Here is a 15608-nt window from a genome sequence, read left to right as displayed (position 1 = left end):
ATGTCGCAATCCACACCGAGCCAGAAGGCCCTCACTCATTTCAAGATCACCACACCGTGAACCCCGTCACCAACCTCCGTGGTCAGTACATCTAGACCGCCGAAGTCACCGGAGCCGCCGGGGCCGTGGAGGTTGCCGGGGCTGCAGAGGCTGCCGGGGCCGGTGGGGTCGGCTCCAGGTCGTGCAGGGCCCGGACCAGTGGCGCCAGTTCGGGGAGGTCGGCGGCCTCGGTGAGCGTCGCTTCCAGGGTCGCGTCGTGCAACGGGCGTGCCGCGGCGAGCAGTTCGCGTCCCTGCGGGGTCAGCTCGGTGTAGATGCCGCGCCGGTCGTCCGCGCAGAGGTAGCGGCTGAGCAGCCCCCGGTCCTCCAGGCGGCTCACCAGCCGGGTGGTCGCGCTGCTGCTCAGCGCCGCCGCGCGGGCCAGCTGCTGCATCCGCATGTGCCAGCCGTCCTGCCGCGACAGCGCCTCCAGCACCGTGTACTCGACCACCGAGAGCCGGTGCTCCGCCTGCAGCGCCTTCTCCAGCGCCGAGTCGATCAGCCCGTGCAGCGCCGCGAGGGTCCGCCAGCCGCAGGCGCGGATCTCGGCGGCGTCGTCCTGGATCCCCATGGCTCGCCTCTTTCTGTTCCCGGTGGAAACGTTCTTCCCTGTCCAATTATGCCATTCGGCGCGGCTTACCTGCTTGTGCAAATAGTTCGCCTCATCGGCCCGGGTCCGCCTCCCCGGAAGCAGTCTCCGCCAGCCCGGACCAGGCCGTCACGCAGAGCGCCGAGGCCAGTTCCTCCTCGTACCAGGCCGCCGCCAGCCAGGCGGACGCGAACGCACCGTGATCGTCCGCGATCACCCGCCCGAAGACGTCGCGCGGCTGGTCCACCGCCGACGCGAGCAGCCCGTCGAGCAGCGCCGCACCGGTGGCCAGCCCGGCCGAGCGCAGCCGGGCCCGGTCGCCGTCGACCGCCCGGGAGCCGAGCGCCAGCGCGGCCCGCCCGCCGGTCACCGCCTGCGCCACCCGGCGGGCGAGCAGGTGCACGGGGGTGGCCGGCGCCTCGCCGCCCGTGGGCACACCGCCGGGTGTCGCGGGGCCGGTGGGATCGGTGGGGTCGGTGGGCGGGAGGGTGAGGTCCGCCGTCTGGAGGCGCTCCAGGCCCAGGTTGACCCGGGCCGCGCGGTCGGCGGGCAGCGCCAGGGCGGGTTCGTCGTGGGGCGCGGACCCCTCGTGGGGCGCGGGCTCGTCCCTCGGCGGCACGCCGACGGCCAGCAGCCGCAGCTCGGGGCGCGCCGAGCGCTCCAGCCGCCCGATCACCCGCAACCGCAGACCGGGCGCGGTGGCGAGCAGCGCCAGGTTGCCCCGGTAGGCCAGCCCCGGGTGGTCGTGCGCGGCGCGCAGCGCCACCACCACGCCGTCGCACTCCGCCAGCAGCCGCGGCTCCCCGCCCGGCCCGGACGGCACCGCGCCGAGCAGCGTCACGTCCAGGAAGAGCAGCTCGCTCCCGGCCGGACGGACCTCCGCCGGCAGCGCCCCCGCCGCGAGCGCCCGTGCCACCTGGGCGGCCGGCGGTTCGCCCCAGAGCCGGGCGAGCGGCTCCGCCGTCCAGGCCGCGCCCGCCGCGCGGACCGCCCGGACCGAGGCGCCCGCCCCGAGCCGTCCGGCCGCCGACCTCGTCGCCCCCTGCACCGCGAGCCCGGCCCGGGTGAACTCGCGGTGGCTGAGCATCGCGTCCCCCAGCCGCACGGCCTTGTTCCCTGCCCCGACCGCCTGCGGCGCCGCCGCCGTGGCGTCGGTGTGCGGCATGACCTCCGCCATCGTGTGCAGCCCGCCGCCCGCGTCCACCGCCCAGGTGAGCACCCCCGCGTGGGTGGCGGTCAGCACCGGCTCGGTGAACAGCCCGTAGAGGCGCAGACCGCCCGCCGGCGCGTAGGACTGACGGGCCACCCCGCGCAGCTCCGCGACGGAGGGTTCCGCCGGGCCGGACGGTTCGGGCGTGACGGCCTGCGGCGTGACGGCCTGCGGCGCGGCGGCGAGGGCCAGTGCCGTGCTGAGGCCGAGGAGTTCGCGCAGGCCGGCCACCAGGTCGGCGAGCCGGTGGTCCGGCTCACCCGAGCGGGCGGCGCGGATCCGGGTCACCACGGCCACCGCCGCGGCCGCCGGCCGGTACAGGCCGGCCAGCCGGGCCTGGTGGGCCGCGCGCAGCAGCTCCGCCTGGAGCACCGCGCCCGCACCACCGACCCCCGCCGCCAGCACGGCGGCGCCCACCCGTTGCAGGTGCCCTGCGGCGGCCCGCTCGGCGGCGGTGAGCTCCTCGGCGGGTTGGGCGGGTTGGGCGGGGGCGGACGGGGCCGCCTGGTCCGTCCGGTCCGACGGCGGGACTTCGGTGGTCGCCGCGTTCCCGTCGGCCGTCAGCTCGTCGGCGGGCAGTTCGTCGTCGGCGAGCGGGCAGACCGTGACCGCCGCGGCCCGGTGCACGCAGGCGGGTGCCAGCAGGCAGCCGCAGCGCACGTCCGCCTGGTCGGCGACCACCCCGCCCGGCGCGTGGAGGACGAGCACCGTCTCCTCGTCGACGGCGATCCGCCACTCCTCGCCCGTCCGCTCCACCGGCCGCTCGGCCAGCTTGGCGGCCGCGCCGTCCAGCCGCTTCTGCAGCCGCGCCGACAGCCCGGCCACCACCTCGGCGACCACCTCCGGCCGGACCGCCGGCCACTGCGCGTCCGTCACTGCTCCTGACACCTCCGTCATCGGACCTTCTCCCCCACCCAGCGGGCCAGCTCCAGCGGGCTGAGCGCCGCCACCGGCATTCCGGCCGCGACCAACTGGCTCGCGACCGCCTTCGAGTACCGGGCCGTCCCGGTGTCGTCCAGCGCGGCGCAGCCCAGCAGGTGGCAGCCGGAGTCGACCAGCGCCCGGGTCTGCGCGAGCAGACCGTTGACCGGGCCGCCCTCCTCGAAGTCGCTGACCACCGCGATCAGCGTGCGGGACGGCACGGTCACCAGGCTCCGCGCGTACTTCAGACCGCCCGCGATGTGCGTGCCGCCGCCGATCCGGACCTCCAGGAGCAGGCCCAGCGGGTCCGTCACCTGGTCGGTCAGGTCGACCACCTCCGTGGAGAAGGCGACGAAGTGGGTGCTCAGCGAGGGCACCCCGGCCAGGATCGACGCGGTCAGCGCCGCCCAGACGGTGGACGCCTCCATCGAGCCGGAGACGTCCACGACCAGGATCAGCCGCCAGTCGGACGCCTGGCGGGCCCTGGTCCGGAAGACCGGGCGCTCCGGCACGATCACCATCGGGCCCGGCCCGTCGGTGGGCCGATCACTGCCGGGGTCGGCCGGGCGGGCGGTGGCGAGGTTGGCGCGGATGGTCCGGTGCAGGTCCAGGCCGCCGCCGGGGCGACGGCTCGGGCGCGGCACGCTGATCCCGGTGAGGGCGGGGCGCAGCCTGGTCGCCAGCTCCCGGCTCAGCTCGTCGACCAGGCGCCGGACCAGCGGGCGCAGCCCCGCCAGCCGGGCCTCGGGCAGGCCTCCCGCGTGCTCCAGAACGGTGCGCAGCAGGTCGACCGACGGGCGGACGGCGCCGGGGTCGATCGCCTCCAGGGCGTCGCCGCGTCCCTGGGCGACGGCGGCCGCCAGCACCTCCTCCCGGAGGCCCGGCCCGAACAGGGCGGTCAGCTCCTCGGCCCACTCGCGCACCCCCGGGTACGGGGCCTCGCGCCCGCCCCGGTTGCCGCCCGCGCCGCCCCGGCCCTCCAGGCCGGGGCCGGAGCCCTCGCCGTGTCCCGTGCCGTACAGCTCGTCGAGCGCGGTCGCGAGGCGGGCGGCCCGGCCACCGAGGCCGCCGCTGCCCGGTCGGCCGAGCAGCAGCCGCCAGCGCTCGGCGGGGACGAGGGCGTGGGCGGGGTAAGTGGGGTCGAGGGCCTCGGCTTTGGCGGGGGCGGGGGTCCGGGGCTCCGCAGTGGGTGCGGGGAGGAGGGCCGGGAGCAGCCCTCGGCGGGCGAGCGCGGCGCGGGCGGCCAGGTCGGCGCGGGACCAGTCGGCGAGCAGCGCGGGCGGCACCTCGGCGGGGAGCGTGTCCAGGCGGGTGCCCAGGCGTTCCTCGACCAGCTCCAGCAGCCGGTCGCGGGCGGCCGGGCTGAGCGTGTCGAACCCGCCGCGCAGTGCGGGCAGGCGGTCCAGGAAGGCGCCGTCGGCCAGGGTGACCACCCGCTCCAGCACCGGTTCGAGGACTTCGGGAGCGGTCGAGAACAGCCCTTCGGCGGCCGTGAGCAGTCCGACGAGGGACCGTTCGAGGGCGTGCCGGGCGTCGGGCCCGGTGGCGCCGTCGAGCCAGGAAGCGGCCCGGTCGCCGAACACCGTCGGCTCCTCCTGCCGGAGCAGCACCCGCACCGCACCGGCGGCACCGCGTACGAGGGGGCTGCCGCCGTCGGCGAGTTCGGCCAAGGTGTGCCGGAGCCGGACGCCCCCGGACAGGTCCGCCCGCCGCGCCAGCTCCACCAGCGCCCGGGCGTCGTCCGCCTCGTCCGACCCGCCCAGCCCCTCCAACTGCCGCACCGCCGCCACCGTCACCACCTCGGCCGCCGCCGCCAGCCGCGCGAGAACCGGGTCCACGTCAGGCACCCCGGCCGAACCGCCGACCACCGGCGAAGCCGCAGGTTCCGCACCGGAGGCCGGAGCGGAGGCAGCCCCGGCACCGGCGGACACCACGGCCCCGCCGTCCGGCACCACGACCGCCGCGCCACCGGCCGGCGGAACCACGGGCGCCACGGTGGGCGCCACGATCGCGGATGCCGGGCCGGGCGTGGCCACGGCGCCGGCGGGCGAGGCATCCGAAACCACGCCAGGCGTCCCCGCCCCCACCCCAGCCGACGCAGGGGCGGGTGCCGGGGTCGCGGAGTCAGTGGCGGCGGACGGGTCGGCGGCGGACGGGTCGGCGGAGGCCGGGCGGTGGGTGGTGGTGAGGCGGTCCAGGAGGGAGAGGGCGTTGAGGAGGTCGGGGAGGGTGCCGCCGGTGGGGAGGACGGCGGTGAGCTGGATGAGGCGGGTGTCGGTGAGGGCGGGGAGGCCGCAGGCGGCGGCGTCGGCGAGGCCCCGGAGCACCTCGCCCGCCGTGGGGCCGTCCGCCTGGAGTTCGCGGCGGAGCCGTTCCCGCAGGGCGCCCTCGGCGGCCTGGGCCGGGGTGACACCACGGGTGCCGGCGACGGTCAGCATGGCGGCGACGGCCGGGGTCCAGCGCACGCGCCAGCGGGTGGTGAGGGTCTCGGTGCCGCCCGCGCCGGCGGTCTCGACGGGTTCGGCGTAGGGGACGCCGCAGGCGGTGAGGCGGTGGAGGAGGAGTTCGCGGCGCCGGTCGAGGGGCGAGCGGAGCGGGTCGAGCCGCAGTTCGCGGGGGGCGGGCTCGGCGGTGTCGCCGGGACCGGGGAGGCCGAGGTCGGCGAGCAGCCGCTCGACGGCGGGGCCGAGGCCGCTGCGCGGGGCGGCCGGGGTGGGCTCGCCGGTGCGGGTGCCGATGAGGACCTTCTCCAGCGCGCGGGCGACCGCCCGGCCCCGGCCGAGGGGTTCACCCTGGGCGAGGACGGTCTGCACCGCCTCGACGAGCTCGCCGCGGCCGGGGGCCGCGAGTGCGCGCAGCCGGGCGAGGTCGCCGGCGAGCCGGACGATCTCGCGGGCGTCGGCCGGGCCGGAGGGGTGGTCCTGGGCGCGCAGGGCCTCGCAGATGCGCACGGCGGTGCGGACGAGTGCCTCGGCGAGCCGGTCCGGATCGCCGGCGGCGTCGAGCACGGTGTGCTGCCACTCGGGGTCGCGGATGCCGGCCGGGTAGCCGGAGCGGGCGTCGAGCAGCGGGTAGGTGTAGGGGATCAGGGAGACGACGTGCCGGGGGTCCGGGGCGGGCCCGGCGGTGCGCTCGTCGGCGGGGCCGCCGGCGGCGTCGCACTGCTCCGCGTCGGACCCGGCCGGGGTGAGCGCGGGGGCGTGGAAGGCACCGATGACGGCGGCGACCCGGCGGCCGCCGGTGCCCGCTTCGCGGATGCGCTCCCGCATCCAGGCCTCGCGCCGCAGGTCGTACGGGTCGACGCCGGGGCCGTCCTCGGCGTCGCGGCGCAGCGCCCAGCCGACCAGCAGGGCGGCGCGGCGCACGGCCTCCGGGGTGGAGCCGGGGGCGGCGGTCTCGACGAGGCGGTCCCAGAGGTCCTCGTCGTCGTCGCGGCCGGTGAGCCGGTGGCGCAGCGCGTCGGCGACACCGGGGCGGGCGTCCTCGCCGGGGCGGGCGTGGCCGCGCTCGGTGTGGCGGTCGCGGACGGCGAGGGGCAGGTCGCAGGCGACGGTCTCCACGCCGTGGCGGCGGGCCCAGCGCAGGGCGGCCAGTTCGGGCGAGAAGTCGGCGAAGGGGTAGAAGGCGAGGCCGGTGCCGTGGCCTGCCTCGGCGCCGACGCCGTCGGCGTGCTCGTCGGAGCGGTCGGCGGCGGGGGCGGCGGCGAGGGCGACCGGGGCCTTGGTGGCCTCGTCGGCGAGCAGGTCGAGCCAGGGCTGGAACTCGGTCGGCAACTCGACCAGCAGCACGTCGGGCGCGGCGGCGTCCAGCAGGGCGGGCACGACGGCGCTGAGGGAGGGCGCGTGGTGTCGCACCCCGATCAGGTAGGGGCCGGGCGTGTCGAGTCCGGACGAGGCCAGCCGGGCGGCCTGGGCCTCGACCGTCCCGCGCGGGTCGTCGAGGCCGGGGCCCGCCCCGCCGGGCGGCACCGCGCTGCTCATGTGTTCACCTCTCGGTGGAAGGTCGGGAGTCGGGTGTTGGGTGTTGGGGGTCGGGTGTTGGGGGTCGGGTGGTCGGACCGGCCCGGCGCCCGCCGGGGGCGCCGGGCCGGCGGGGACTCAGTGCTCCAGGGCGGAGCGCAGGTCCCACAGGGTGCGCCAGGTGGCGGCGCCCTGTTCGGCGCGGCGGCGGACCGGGCCGTCCCAGTAGCCGAGCAGGCGGGCGGCGTCGGCCGGGTCGTCCTTGCGGACCACGCCGATGAGCTGGCCGGGGAGGCGGCCGAGCAGGTCGCCGCCGTCGGGCAGGTAGGCGGCGGTGACGCCGAGGGCGGTGGCCACCGAGACGGCCTCGGCGGTGCTCATCACGGTGGAGGGGCGCTCGACGTCCCAGCCCTCGGTGGAGCGGCCGGTGCGCAGGTCGCGGAAGGCGGTGACGAGGGCCTCCAGCACCGCGTCGTCCACCGCGTAGCCGGCGCCGGCCCGGGCGACGGCGGCGGTGGACTGGCGGCGGACCAGGTCCACCTCGGCGGCGAGGCTGCCGATCGGGCCGACCGTCTCGAAGTTGAACCGTCGCTTGAGGGCGGCGGACATCTCGCTGACGCCCTTGTCCCGCAGGTTGGCCGTGGCGATCAGGGTGAACCCGGGGACGGCGTGCAGCTGGCCGTCGGGGGTGCCGGCGAGTTCGGGGACGGCGACCCGCCGCTCGGAGAGCAGCGAGACCAGGGCGTCCTGGACCTCGGGCAGGCAGCGGGTGACCTCCTCGACGCGGGCGACCGCGCCGGTGGTCATCGCGGTGAGCACCGGGGAGGGCACCAGGGCCTCGCGGCTGGGGCCCTTGGCGAGCAGCAGGGCGTAGTTCCAGCCGTACTTGAGCTGGTCCTCGGTGGTGCCGGCGGTGCCCTGGACGGTGAGCGCGCTGGAGCCGCAGACGGCGGCGGCGAGGAGTTCGGAGAGCATCGACTTGGCCGTGCCGGGCTCGCCGACGAGCAGCAGTCCGCGCTCGCCGGCGAGGGTGACGACGCAGCGTTCGACGAGGGCCCGCTCGCCGACGAACTTCTGTTCGATCGCCAGGCTCTTCCGGCCGGCCTTGAGCTTCTCGCCGCCGCTGCCCATCACGAAGGTGACGACGGCGCGCGGGGTGAGCCGCCAGCCGGGCGGGCGCGGGCCGGAGTCGTACGCGGCGAGGAACTCCAGTTCGGCGGCGTACCGCTCCTCCGGCAGGACGACCTGCCGGGCGGCGGGGGCGGCGGCCCCGGGGGTGTCGGTGGTCGTGGTGGTCATCGGCGGGCCTTCCTGCGCTTGCCGGTCTGGAGCTCTTCGAAGCCGGGGGCGTCCCCGTCGGTGACGCGCTGCCAGGCCCGGGCGAACAGCTCCGGGACGGACTGCCGCGGCAGCACGGCGTGGTGGGTGGGCAGGTCGTAGAGACCGGCCTTCCAGGTCTCCACGGGCAGGCCAGGGGCCGTGGCCTCCTGCCAGCCGCAGGGGAGGAAGAGGGTGCGGCCGGCGCGGGCCCGCTTGGCCTCGACGACCAGCCCGGAGGCGAGCAGTTCGGCGCGCGCCTTCTTCAGCCGGGCGGGCTTCCAGCCCGTCCAGCGGGCGACGTTGCGGTCGGTGGGGTCGGGCAGGGCGAGCAGTTGGAGGTAGACCACGGCGGCGTCCTCGCCCAGTTCGCGGGTCTTGGCGACCTCGGTGACCAGCTCCGGCACCGTCAGCAGCGGGTGGTGGGGCCAGACCTCGGCGTCCGCGGCCTCGCCGGGGAGCTCCGGCAGGGCGACCAGCCGGTCCAGTGCGCCGTCGAGGAGCCCGGCGAGGACGGTCCGCTGGCGGGTGAGCCAGTAGCTCTCGGCCAGGCCGGCGAGCAGGTCCAGCGCCGGGTCCTGCGGCCCGGTCAGACCGGCCGGGCGCCACCAGATGTACTCCGCCTCGTCGTGGCCGGGCGACAGCACCACGGCGTCGCCGCAGCGGACCAGTCCGTCGGCGTCGGCGCCGCCCTCGGCCGGCAGGCCGAAGCGGGTGCGCAGGACGGGCGCCAGCGGCTCGCCCTTGCTGTTGCGGCGCAGGTCGTAGGCGAGCAGCAGCTCCGGGTCGGCCAGGCGGGTGCGCAGCGCCTGGACGGCCGGGGCGAGCGAGGCGCGCAGCGGGCTGTTCCAGGGCAGCCGGTAGGCGAGCCAGGCGAGGGCGTCGACGAACTCGGACGGGCTGCTGTAGTTCGGCACGGCGTCCGCGTCGTCGGGCAGCAGTCCGACGGTGCCCGCCGTCCCCTCGGCGCGCATCCGCTGGCGGGTGGTGCGGCTGAGCCACGGGGTGGTCGCGAAGTTGAGGACCTCCTCGACCCTCTCGGCGCTGGTGCCGCTGACGGCGGCCTGGTCCGCGTCGGGCAGGGTGACGATCCGGCCGATGCGCTCGGTCCAGCGGGCGGCGCCGGCGGCGCTGTCCGGGCCGGTGGTCCAGAGGTCCTCCGGGTCGGCGGGCAGCAGGGCGGCCCAGACGTCGGCGAGGGCGGCCCGCCCGCGCCCGCGCAGCCAGTCGCGGGCGGCCTTGGCCTCGGCGGACTTGAGGCCGTACTCCTTGAGCGTCGCGGTGGGCAGCGGTGAGCCGTACCACTGGACGAGGGCTTCGGTGGGGCTGAACAGCAGGGTGGAGCGGACGGCGCCGATGCCGGTGCGCTCGCCGAAGTCGGCGGCGCGCTCGGCGCGGTGGGTGATGGCGCCGCGCTCGGCGAGCAGGGCGGTGAACCGGGCGACCCAGTCGGCCGTGACGGTTTCCTCGGTGACGCGCTCGACGCCGGTGCCGAAGTGGGCGACCGGGCCGAACGCGCCGCTCGGGTCGTGGTCGGCGGCGAGCCAGAACACCTTGTCGTCGTGGTGGCTGCAGCCGAGGATGATCACGGTGCGCCCGCCGTGCCGCCAGACCTGGCCGGCCCGGGGCTCGTGCCGCTCCTCCTTGGTCCGCCCCTCGGTGAGCGGCTCGGTGAGGCGGACCTGGCGCAGGGTGGCGCCGCGGTCGGCCAGCGGGCCGGCCGTGAGCTCGGTGAGCAGCAGCGCGAGCGAGGCGCGGTGCTCGTCCGAGGTGAGCGGTGCGGCGGCCGCGTAGGCGAGGGTGCCGACGTTGCCGAGCGCGTGCAGCCAGCCGTGGTGGGTGTCGTCGCCGAGCAGGTCGATCCGGTGCGGGGTGCTCCAGCCGTCGCCCTCGGCCGCGGGCGGCTCCGCGAGGACGGCGGTGACCGCCCGGAGGTTGTTGAGCACGCGGTAGTTGACGGTGCGCTCCCAGGAGCGGCCGAAGCCTCCGATCCCGGGCAGCAGCAGGGTGGCACCCGCTTCGAGTTGGTGGTCGATGCCGTGCTGGGGCCGGAAGGCGTACTCGGAGGCTTCGCCGGCGGTGCGGCGGGGGGCGTCCTCGGGCTGCGGCAGGTAGCGGGCGATCGTGTCGAGCAGGAAGGCGGCGGCGCGGGCGAGGCCGGTGACGCCGGCCAGCAGCCGCCGGTGGGTGATGCCGGGCAGCAGGTGCGCGACGGCGTCGAGCGGAAGCTCCTCGACGGACTTGCCGCTGCTGACGACGGGCCGGCGCACGCCCTGGACGGTGATCCAGCGCTGCTGCCCGGCGGGGACGGGCTCGGCGTCGACCGGCCAGGCGGCGTCGATGAGACGGGCAGCCTGCTCGCCGGTGACGCCGCGCAGCACCGTGGAGCCGTGCTCGTCGCGCGGGCGCAGGGCGTGCCAGTGGGTGAGCGGCAGCACGACGGCGGTGCCGGCGGCGTCCAGGCCGCCGGGGTGGCCGGGTTCGAAGTCGGCGGTGAAGCCGGTCGGGTCGGCCTTGACGGTGCCGCCCGCGGTGGCGGTGGCGCTCGCGGTGCCGTTCGCGGCGGCGTCCTCGGCGGTCAGGCCGAGGGCCAGGTGGCGCTGGTGGCCGTCCTGGACCACCGGCCGGGCGCCGCCGGGCAGGGCGAGCAGGCCCAGCGGGTAGGCCGGGGTGTGGAACCGGGGGTTGTCGGCGACGAGGGTGGTGCCGTCGGCGGTGCCGGTGGTGACCCGCAGGTCGTCGACCCGCACCCAGCTGCCGAGCACGGTGCCGTCGGTGCCGAGCGGGGTGTCCTCCAGGCCGGGCAGGAGCGGCAGCAGCCGGGTGCGGCCGACCTCCAGGCGGCCCGCCGCGGCGCTCGCGGCGATCCGCGGCGGCTCGGAGACGCGGCCCACGGTGCCGGTGGCGGCGTCGAGTTCGTGCAGCACCTGGCCGCGGTTCCAGCGGGCGGTCCAGTGGCCGGTGCCGTCGGTGAGGACGTGGTCCTGGTCGGGCATCCGGGTGTCTCCGACGTGCAGCGGACGGTGCCCGCCGCTGCGGCCGCCGCCGGGCAGCGGGAGGGTCGCGATGTTGATCTCGTCGCTGCCGCCGTAGTAGCGGACGATGGTCTCGCCGCCGAGTTCGAAGGTCTCGGCGGGCCGGCCGGACCAGTAGGCGTGCTGCTTGCCCTCGTGGTGCCAGGCGACCAGCAGTTCGCCGTCGACGAAGCGGAAGTGGGCGTGCTGGTGGCCCTCCAGCTTGTGGGGGATGCGCACGGTGTGTTCGAGCACGATGCCCTGCGGTCCGGCCACGACGACCTGGTTGCCCCGGCCGAGCACCAGGTGCGGCCAGGCCTCCTGGAGCACCAGCCCGTCGGGGAGCTTGCGGCCGTTGCCGTAGCCGGGGGTGTCGCCGGCCCCGGCGCCGAGCCTGGCGAGCGCCTCGTCCAGGGCCGGCCAGCCGAGTTCGTCGAGGATGCCGGCGCGCAGGGCGCGGGCGAGCAGCCCGGCCACGTCGAGGTCGGCGATCCGCCGGGCGGCGGCCGGGTTCTCGTCGCGGATGGCGGTGCGGTGGGCGCTCAGCCCGCGCAGCAGCGCGGCCGCGCTGTCCAGGCCGCGGACCGTCTCCAGCAGGTCGGCGCGGGCGTCGGACCATTCGATGAACAGCTCGCGCAGCACCGGCCGGGCGGCCAGACCGCGGCTGTCGACGGTGTCCCAGACAGCGGGGACGGCGGTGCGCAGCATGGGCCGGAAGCGGGGGTCGGCGGCGATGGCGGCCAGGGTGCGGCCGTCGGCGCCGGAGGCGGCGACCCAGTGCTGGAGGGAGAAGGAGTGGCCGTCGGGGTCGGCGACCGGGACGCCCTCGGCGAGCAGCAGGTCGAGGAGTTCGAGCTGGGTGGCGCTGCGGCGCACCCCGCTGCAGAGGTCGACCGGCACACCCTCGGCGCGCAGCCGCTCCGCCATGCGGGCGGCCAGGGCGACGGTCTCGGTGTTCAGGCCCCGGTCGCGCCAGCCGCGGCCGAGGTGGTTGGTCCAGCGCTGGAGCCAGGCGGCGGCCGGCTCGGGGGCCCCGGCCGCGTCCGTGGCGCCCGCGTCCGTGGCGGGCGGGTCGGTGAGCAGCCGCTCGGCGCCGCTGTCGGCGAGGAGGGTGAGCCAGGCGGTGTCCTGGACGTCGGCGTCGTCGTTGCCGGGCGGGGTGGGCACCAGCTCCAGCAGGCGGGCGCGGACGGCGGCGTCGCTGCGGCCGAGCTCGACGATCTGGCCGCGCCAGGACTTCCAGAAGGTGGCGGGGGCGCGGTTGACGGCGGGTGAGGCGAGCAGTTCGGCGAGCAGTTCGCGCTCGTGCTCGTCGCGGTCCAGGCCGGCGGCCTTGAGCAGGATGCGGGCGTCCTCGGCGACCCCCGCGTAGGGGGCCATGCCGGCGGCGGAGCGCTCGGTGCACAGCTGGCGGAACCGCTGCCAGGCGGTCTGCGGGTCGAGCCGCCCGCTCAGCTCCTTGACGTACTGGCGCAGCGCCTTGACGCTGAGCGCGCCGGCCAGGGCGAACTCCAGGAAGACGGCGCGCAGCCGCTCCTCGTCGATGGCGAGGTTGTGGGTGCGCTCGGCCTCGCGGGCCCTGCCGAAGAAGGTGCTGGCGTAGGTCTGGTTGCCCTGTTCGAGGAAGATCCGGCCGACCTGCTCACAGTAGGTGGGCAGGAAGTGCGGGACGGCGCGGCCGAGTCGGCGGGCCAGTTCGTCGAAGCCGTCCTTGGCGTGGCCGGGCTTGGACTTGGCCTGGCGGGCGAGCCGCTCCATCTCCTTGACCAGGGCGAGCGCGTGGTGGCCGTTGGCCGGGTCGTGGACGAGCGCCCAGGCGGGGAAGCCGAGCGCCTCCTGACGGACCTGGCCGACCTCGACGGGCTCGGTGTCGGGGACGAGGCCGAGGAAGTCGACGGCGGCGTCCTCGGCGGGGCCGAGCGCACCGGGGACCAGGCGCACGATCCGCCGCCCGTCCAGGGCGGGGTGGGCGTAGCCGCGGGCGGTGAGCACGTCGGCGGCGCTGTCGGGGGTGCCGACGCCGGTCAGGGTGCCGCGGGCGAGGATCGCCCCGGCTTCGAGCAGCCGCTCGTGGCGGGCGTCGTCGCCGGGCGCACCGGTGGTGCGGTCGGGTCCGGTGGTGGTGGTCATGCGGCTTCCTCCCCTTCGGTCGTGCGGCCTGCGTACAGTGCGGCGGCCATCCGCATCCCCTCGGACCAGGCGACCGGTCCGACCTCGGCCAGCGGCAGGACCTTGCCGTCCGGGCCGGTCCAGCTGAGCGAGCCGGTCTCGCACTCGTCGTACTCGTAGTAGTCGCCGACCCAGACCCTGGCCTCCAGGGCCCGGCCGTCCTCGACGACGGGCAGCACGGCATGTCCGCCGCGGACCCGGTAGCCGAGCCGGGCGCAGCGGCCGACCAGGTCGCGCAGGGCGGCGTAGCGCCCGCCGGCGTAGGTGTCGACCTCGGTGCCGGTGGTGACGGCGGGCCGGTGCCAGACCTCCCGGTACAGCTGCTGGACCTGCTGGGAGACGCCGAGTTCGACGGCGAACTCGCGCAGCTCGTCGAGGTCCTCCAGCAGGACCGGGTGGGGTATCCGCAGTTCGCCGTCGGTGAGGCGGACGGTGTCGCCGTCCAGGTCGACCAGGCCGAGGCCGCGCTCGGCGTCGGCGCCGCGCAGGAAGCCGGCGACGGCGCCGTCCGGGCCGGTGACCACCAGGTCGCGCAGGACCTCCTGCCACGCCTCGTCCGCCCAGACGGCGGTGACGACGGCGGCGGGCACCGGCAGCGAGCGGACCATCCACCGCTCGACGGTCTCCAGGCAGCCGCGCCGGTGCGCCTCCAGCCACTCGGTGAGCTGCCTGAGCCCGACGACCACCGGGTCGTCGTTCAGCTTCGGCGGGACGGCCTTCAACCGGCGGCCGGCCGCGTTGCGGCAGACCACCTTGCCCTCCTCGTCGAAGGCGACGTGATAGCCGCCCACTCCCGTTTCCACCCACGCCACGGCCGCTCTCCTCCCAGCTGGTCAGTGATGGAAGGAACGTAACGGGCCACACTGACAAAGCGGACTGCGGGGAGGGGTACCGAGCGGTAGGAATGCCGGGCGGCGGGGCGGGGCCGAGCCCAAACCGCTCGAACGGGTGATCCAATGCGACGCCGGATCAGGCGCGGTCGACGGTCGGAAGCGGTCGACGGTCAGCCCCGGTCGGCTCAGCCCCGGTCGGCTCAGCCGCGGGTGACGGTCAGCTGCAGGATCCGGTCGTCGCCGGGGCGCGGGTCGCCGCGCCCGTCGGTGTTGTCGGTGACCACCAGCAGGGTGCCGTCCCGGTCGGCCACCACCGTGCGCAGCCGGCCGTACGCGCCGGAGAGGAAGTCCTGGGGCGGCGCGGCGAGCCGGTCGCCGTCCAGCGGGATCCGCCAGAGCCGCTCGCCGCGCAGGGCCGCCATCCACACGCTCCCGGCGGCGTGGGCGATGCCGCTCGGGGAGGCGTCGCCGGTGTGCCACTGGGCGACCGGGTCGGTGAAGCCGGGGCGGCCGGCGGCGCCCTCGACGGTGGGCCAGCCGTAGTTGCCGCCGGGGGTGACGAGGTTCAGCTCGTCCCAGGTGTCCTGGCCGAACTCCGAGGCCCAGAGCCGGCCCTCCGGGTCCCAGGCCAGGCCCTGGACGTTGCGGTGGCCGAGCGACCAGACCGGGGAGCCGGGGAACGGGTTGCCGGGGGCGGGGGTGCCGTCGGGGGCGAGCCGCAGGACCTTGCCGCCGAGGGAGTCGCGGTCCTGGGCGAGCGGGCGCTCGTTGGCGTCGCCGGTGCCCGCGTAGAGGAAACCGTCCGGGCCGAAGGCGATCCGGCCGCCGTTGTGCCGCGGGCCGTGCGGGATCCCGCTCAGCAGGACGACCGGCTCGCCGAGTTGGGAGCCGGCCGGGCGGGCGGGGTCGTAGTCGAGGCGGGCGATCCGGTTGTCGGTGGCGGTGGAGTAGTAGAGGTAGACCTGGCGGTCGGAGGCGAAGCCGGGTGAGAGGGCGAGGCCGAGCAGGCCGCCCTCGCCGCCCTCCGTGACGCCGGGGACGGTGCCGGCCTCGGCCCTGGCGCCGTCCTCGGCCGAGACGCGCAGGATCCGGGCGTCGTCGCGCTCGGAGACCAGCAGGTCGCCGTCCGGCAGGACGGCCAGGCCCCACGGGGAGGACAGGCTGTCGGTGGCGGTGCCCGAGACCTCCACCGAGACGGGCCCGCCCGGCTTCGGGGTCGCTGCCGGGGAGGGCGTGTCCGTGGCCGGCGACGGCGTGCCCGTGGCCGGGGACGGCGTGTCCGTGGCCGGGGACGGCGTGTCCGTGGCCGGGGACGGCGTGCCCGTGGCCGGGGACGGCGTGTCCGTGGCCGGTCCCGGGGCGGGCTGCAGCGGGCCGGCGGGCGAGGCCGGCCCGGAGGACGACGGGGACGGCGCGCCCGCGGAAGGCGGGGCGGCGGCCGAGGAGCAGCCGGCGGTGGCGGCCGAGCCGAGGGCGAGGGCGACGAACAGGGCGGCGGCGGAGCGACGGAGCATCGGTGACCCTCCCGGGAGCGGCGGGCGCGGCGGCACGGACGTC

7 protein-coding genes are annotated in these 15608 nt (G+C 77.1%); all 7 read right to left on the bottom strand.

The window, feature by feature from the left end; genetic code table 11:
• Positions 1 to 91: 91 nt before the first annotated feature.
• The 7 genes from ACFZBX_RS22415 to ACFZBX_RS22385 all read right to left on the bottom strand — a co-directional run bounded on the left by ACFZBX_RS22415 (position 92) and on the right by ACFZBX_RS22385 (position 15565).
• Positions 92 to 610: a MarR family winged helix-turn-helix transcriptional regulator gene (locus ACFZBX_RS22415; RefSeq protein ID WP_391535529.1), complete on the bottom strand. Its 519-nt coding sequence runs from the start codon at positions 608 to 610 to the stop codon at positions 92 to 94.
• A gap of 91 nt (positions 611 to 701) precedes the next feature.
• Entirely contained in the window at positions 702 to 2714 is a 2013-nt protein-coding gene (locus tag ACFZBX_RS22410) for a hypothetical protein (protein WP_391535528.1), read from the bottom strand.
• 17 nt (positions 2715 to 2731) lie between these two features.
• The gene (locus tag ACFZBX_RS22405) at positions 2732 to 6739 is read right to left on the bottom strand and encodes a DUF5682 family protein (protein ID WP_391535527.1); all 4008 of its coding nucleotides are present in this window, start codon (positions 6737 to 6739) and stop codon (positions 2732 to 2734) included.
• 117 nt (positions 6740 to 6856) lie between these two features.
• Positions 6857 to 8017, bottom strand: a complete 1161-nt coding sequence (locus tag ACFZBX_RS22400) for an AAA family ATPase (protein ID WP_391535526.1) — start codon at positions 8015 to 8017, stop codon at positions 6857 to 6859.
• On the bottom strand, positions 8014 to 13179 hold the full coding sequence (locus tag ACFZBX_RS22395; RefSeq protein WP_391535525.1) for a hypothetical protein: 5166 nt from the start codon (positions 13177 to 13179) through the stop codon (positions 8014 to 8016). The genes ACFZBX_RS22400 and ACFZBX_RS22395 overlap by 4 nt, the downstream gene beginning before the upstream one ends.
• Positions 13176 to 14030 carry a DUF4132 domain-containing protein gene (locus ACFZBX_RS22390; RefSeq protein ID WP_391535524.1) on the bottom strand — a complete coding sequence of 285 codons (855 nt, stop codon included), beginning with the start codon at positions 14028 to 14030 and terminating at the stop codon, positions 13176 to 13178. Before ACFZBX_RS22390 ends, ACFZBX_RS22395 begins: the two co-directional genes overlap by 4 nt.
• A gap of 221 nt (positions 14031 to 14251) precedes the next feature.
• The gene (locus ACFZBX_RS22385) at positions 14252 to 15565 is read right to left on the bottom strand and encodes a PQQ-dependent sugar dehydrogenase (RefSeq protein ID WP_391535523.1); all 1314 of its coding nucleotides are present in this window, start codon (positions 15563 to 15565) and stop codon (positions 14252 to 14254) included.
• Between the last annotated feature and the right edge of the window lie 43 nt (positions 15566 to 15608).

Source organism: Kitasatospora sp. NPDC008115 (assembly GCF_042957205.1).
GTDB lineage: Bacteria > Actinomycetota > Actinomycetes > Streptomycetales > Streptomycetaceae > Kitasatospora.
The sequence above is the reverse complement of the archived record's forward strand: the minus strand, read 5'-3'. Positions and strand labels throughout refer to the sequence as shown.

What these genes read in the sequence shown, in the direction of transcription:
- ACFZBX_RS22400 (WP_391535526.1), bottom strand. Translation starts at nt 8,017, where the DNA reads ATGACCACCACGACCACCGACACCCCCGGGGCCGCCGCCCCCGCCGCC.
- ACFZBX_RS22395 (WP_391535525.1), bottom strand. Translation starts at nt 13,179, where the DNA reads ATGACCACCACCACCGGACCCGACCGCACCACCGGTGCGCCCGGCGAC.
- ACFZBX_RS22385 (WP_391535523.1), bottom strand. Translation starts at nt 15,565, where the DNA reads ATGCTCCGTCGCTCCGCCGCCGCCCTGTTCGTCGCCCTCGCCCTCGGC.
- ACFZBX_RS22415 (WP_391535529.1), bottom strand. Translation starts at nt 610, where the DNA reads ATGGGGATCCAGGACGACGCCGCCGAGATCCGCGCCTGCGGCTGGCGG.
- ACFZBX_RS22405 (WP_391535527.1), bottom strand. Translation starts at nt 6,739, where the DNA reads ATGAGCAGCGCGGTGCCGCCCGGCGGGGCGGGCCCCGGCCTCGACGAC.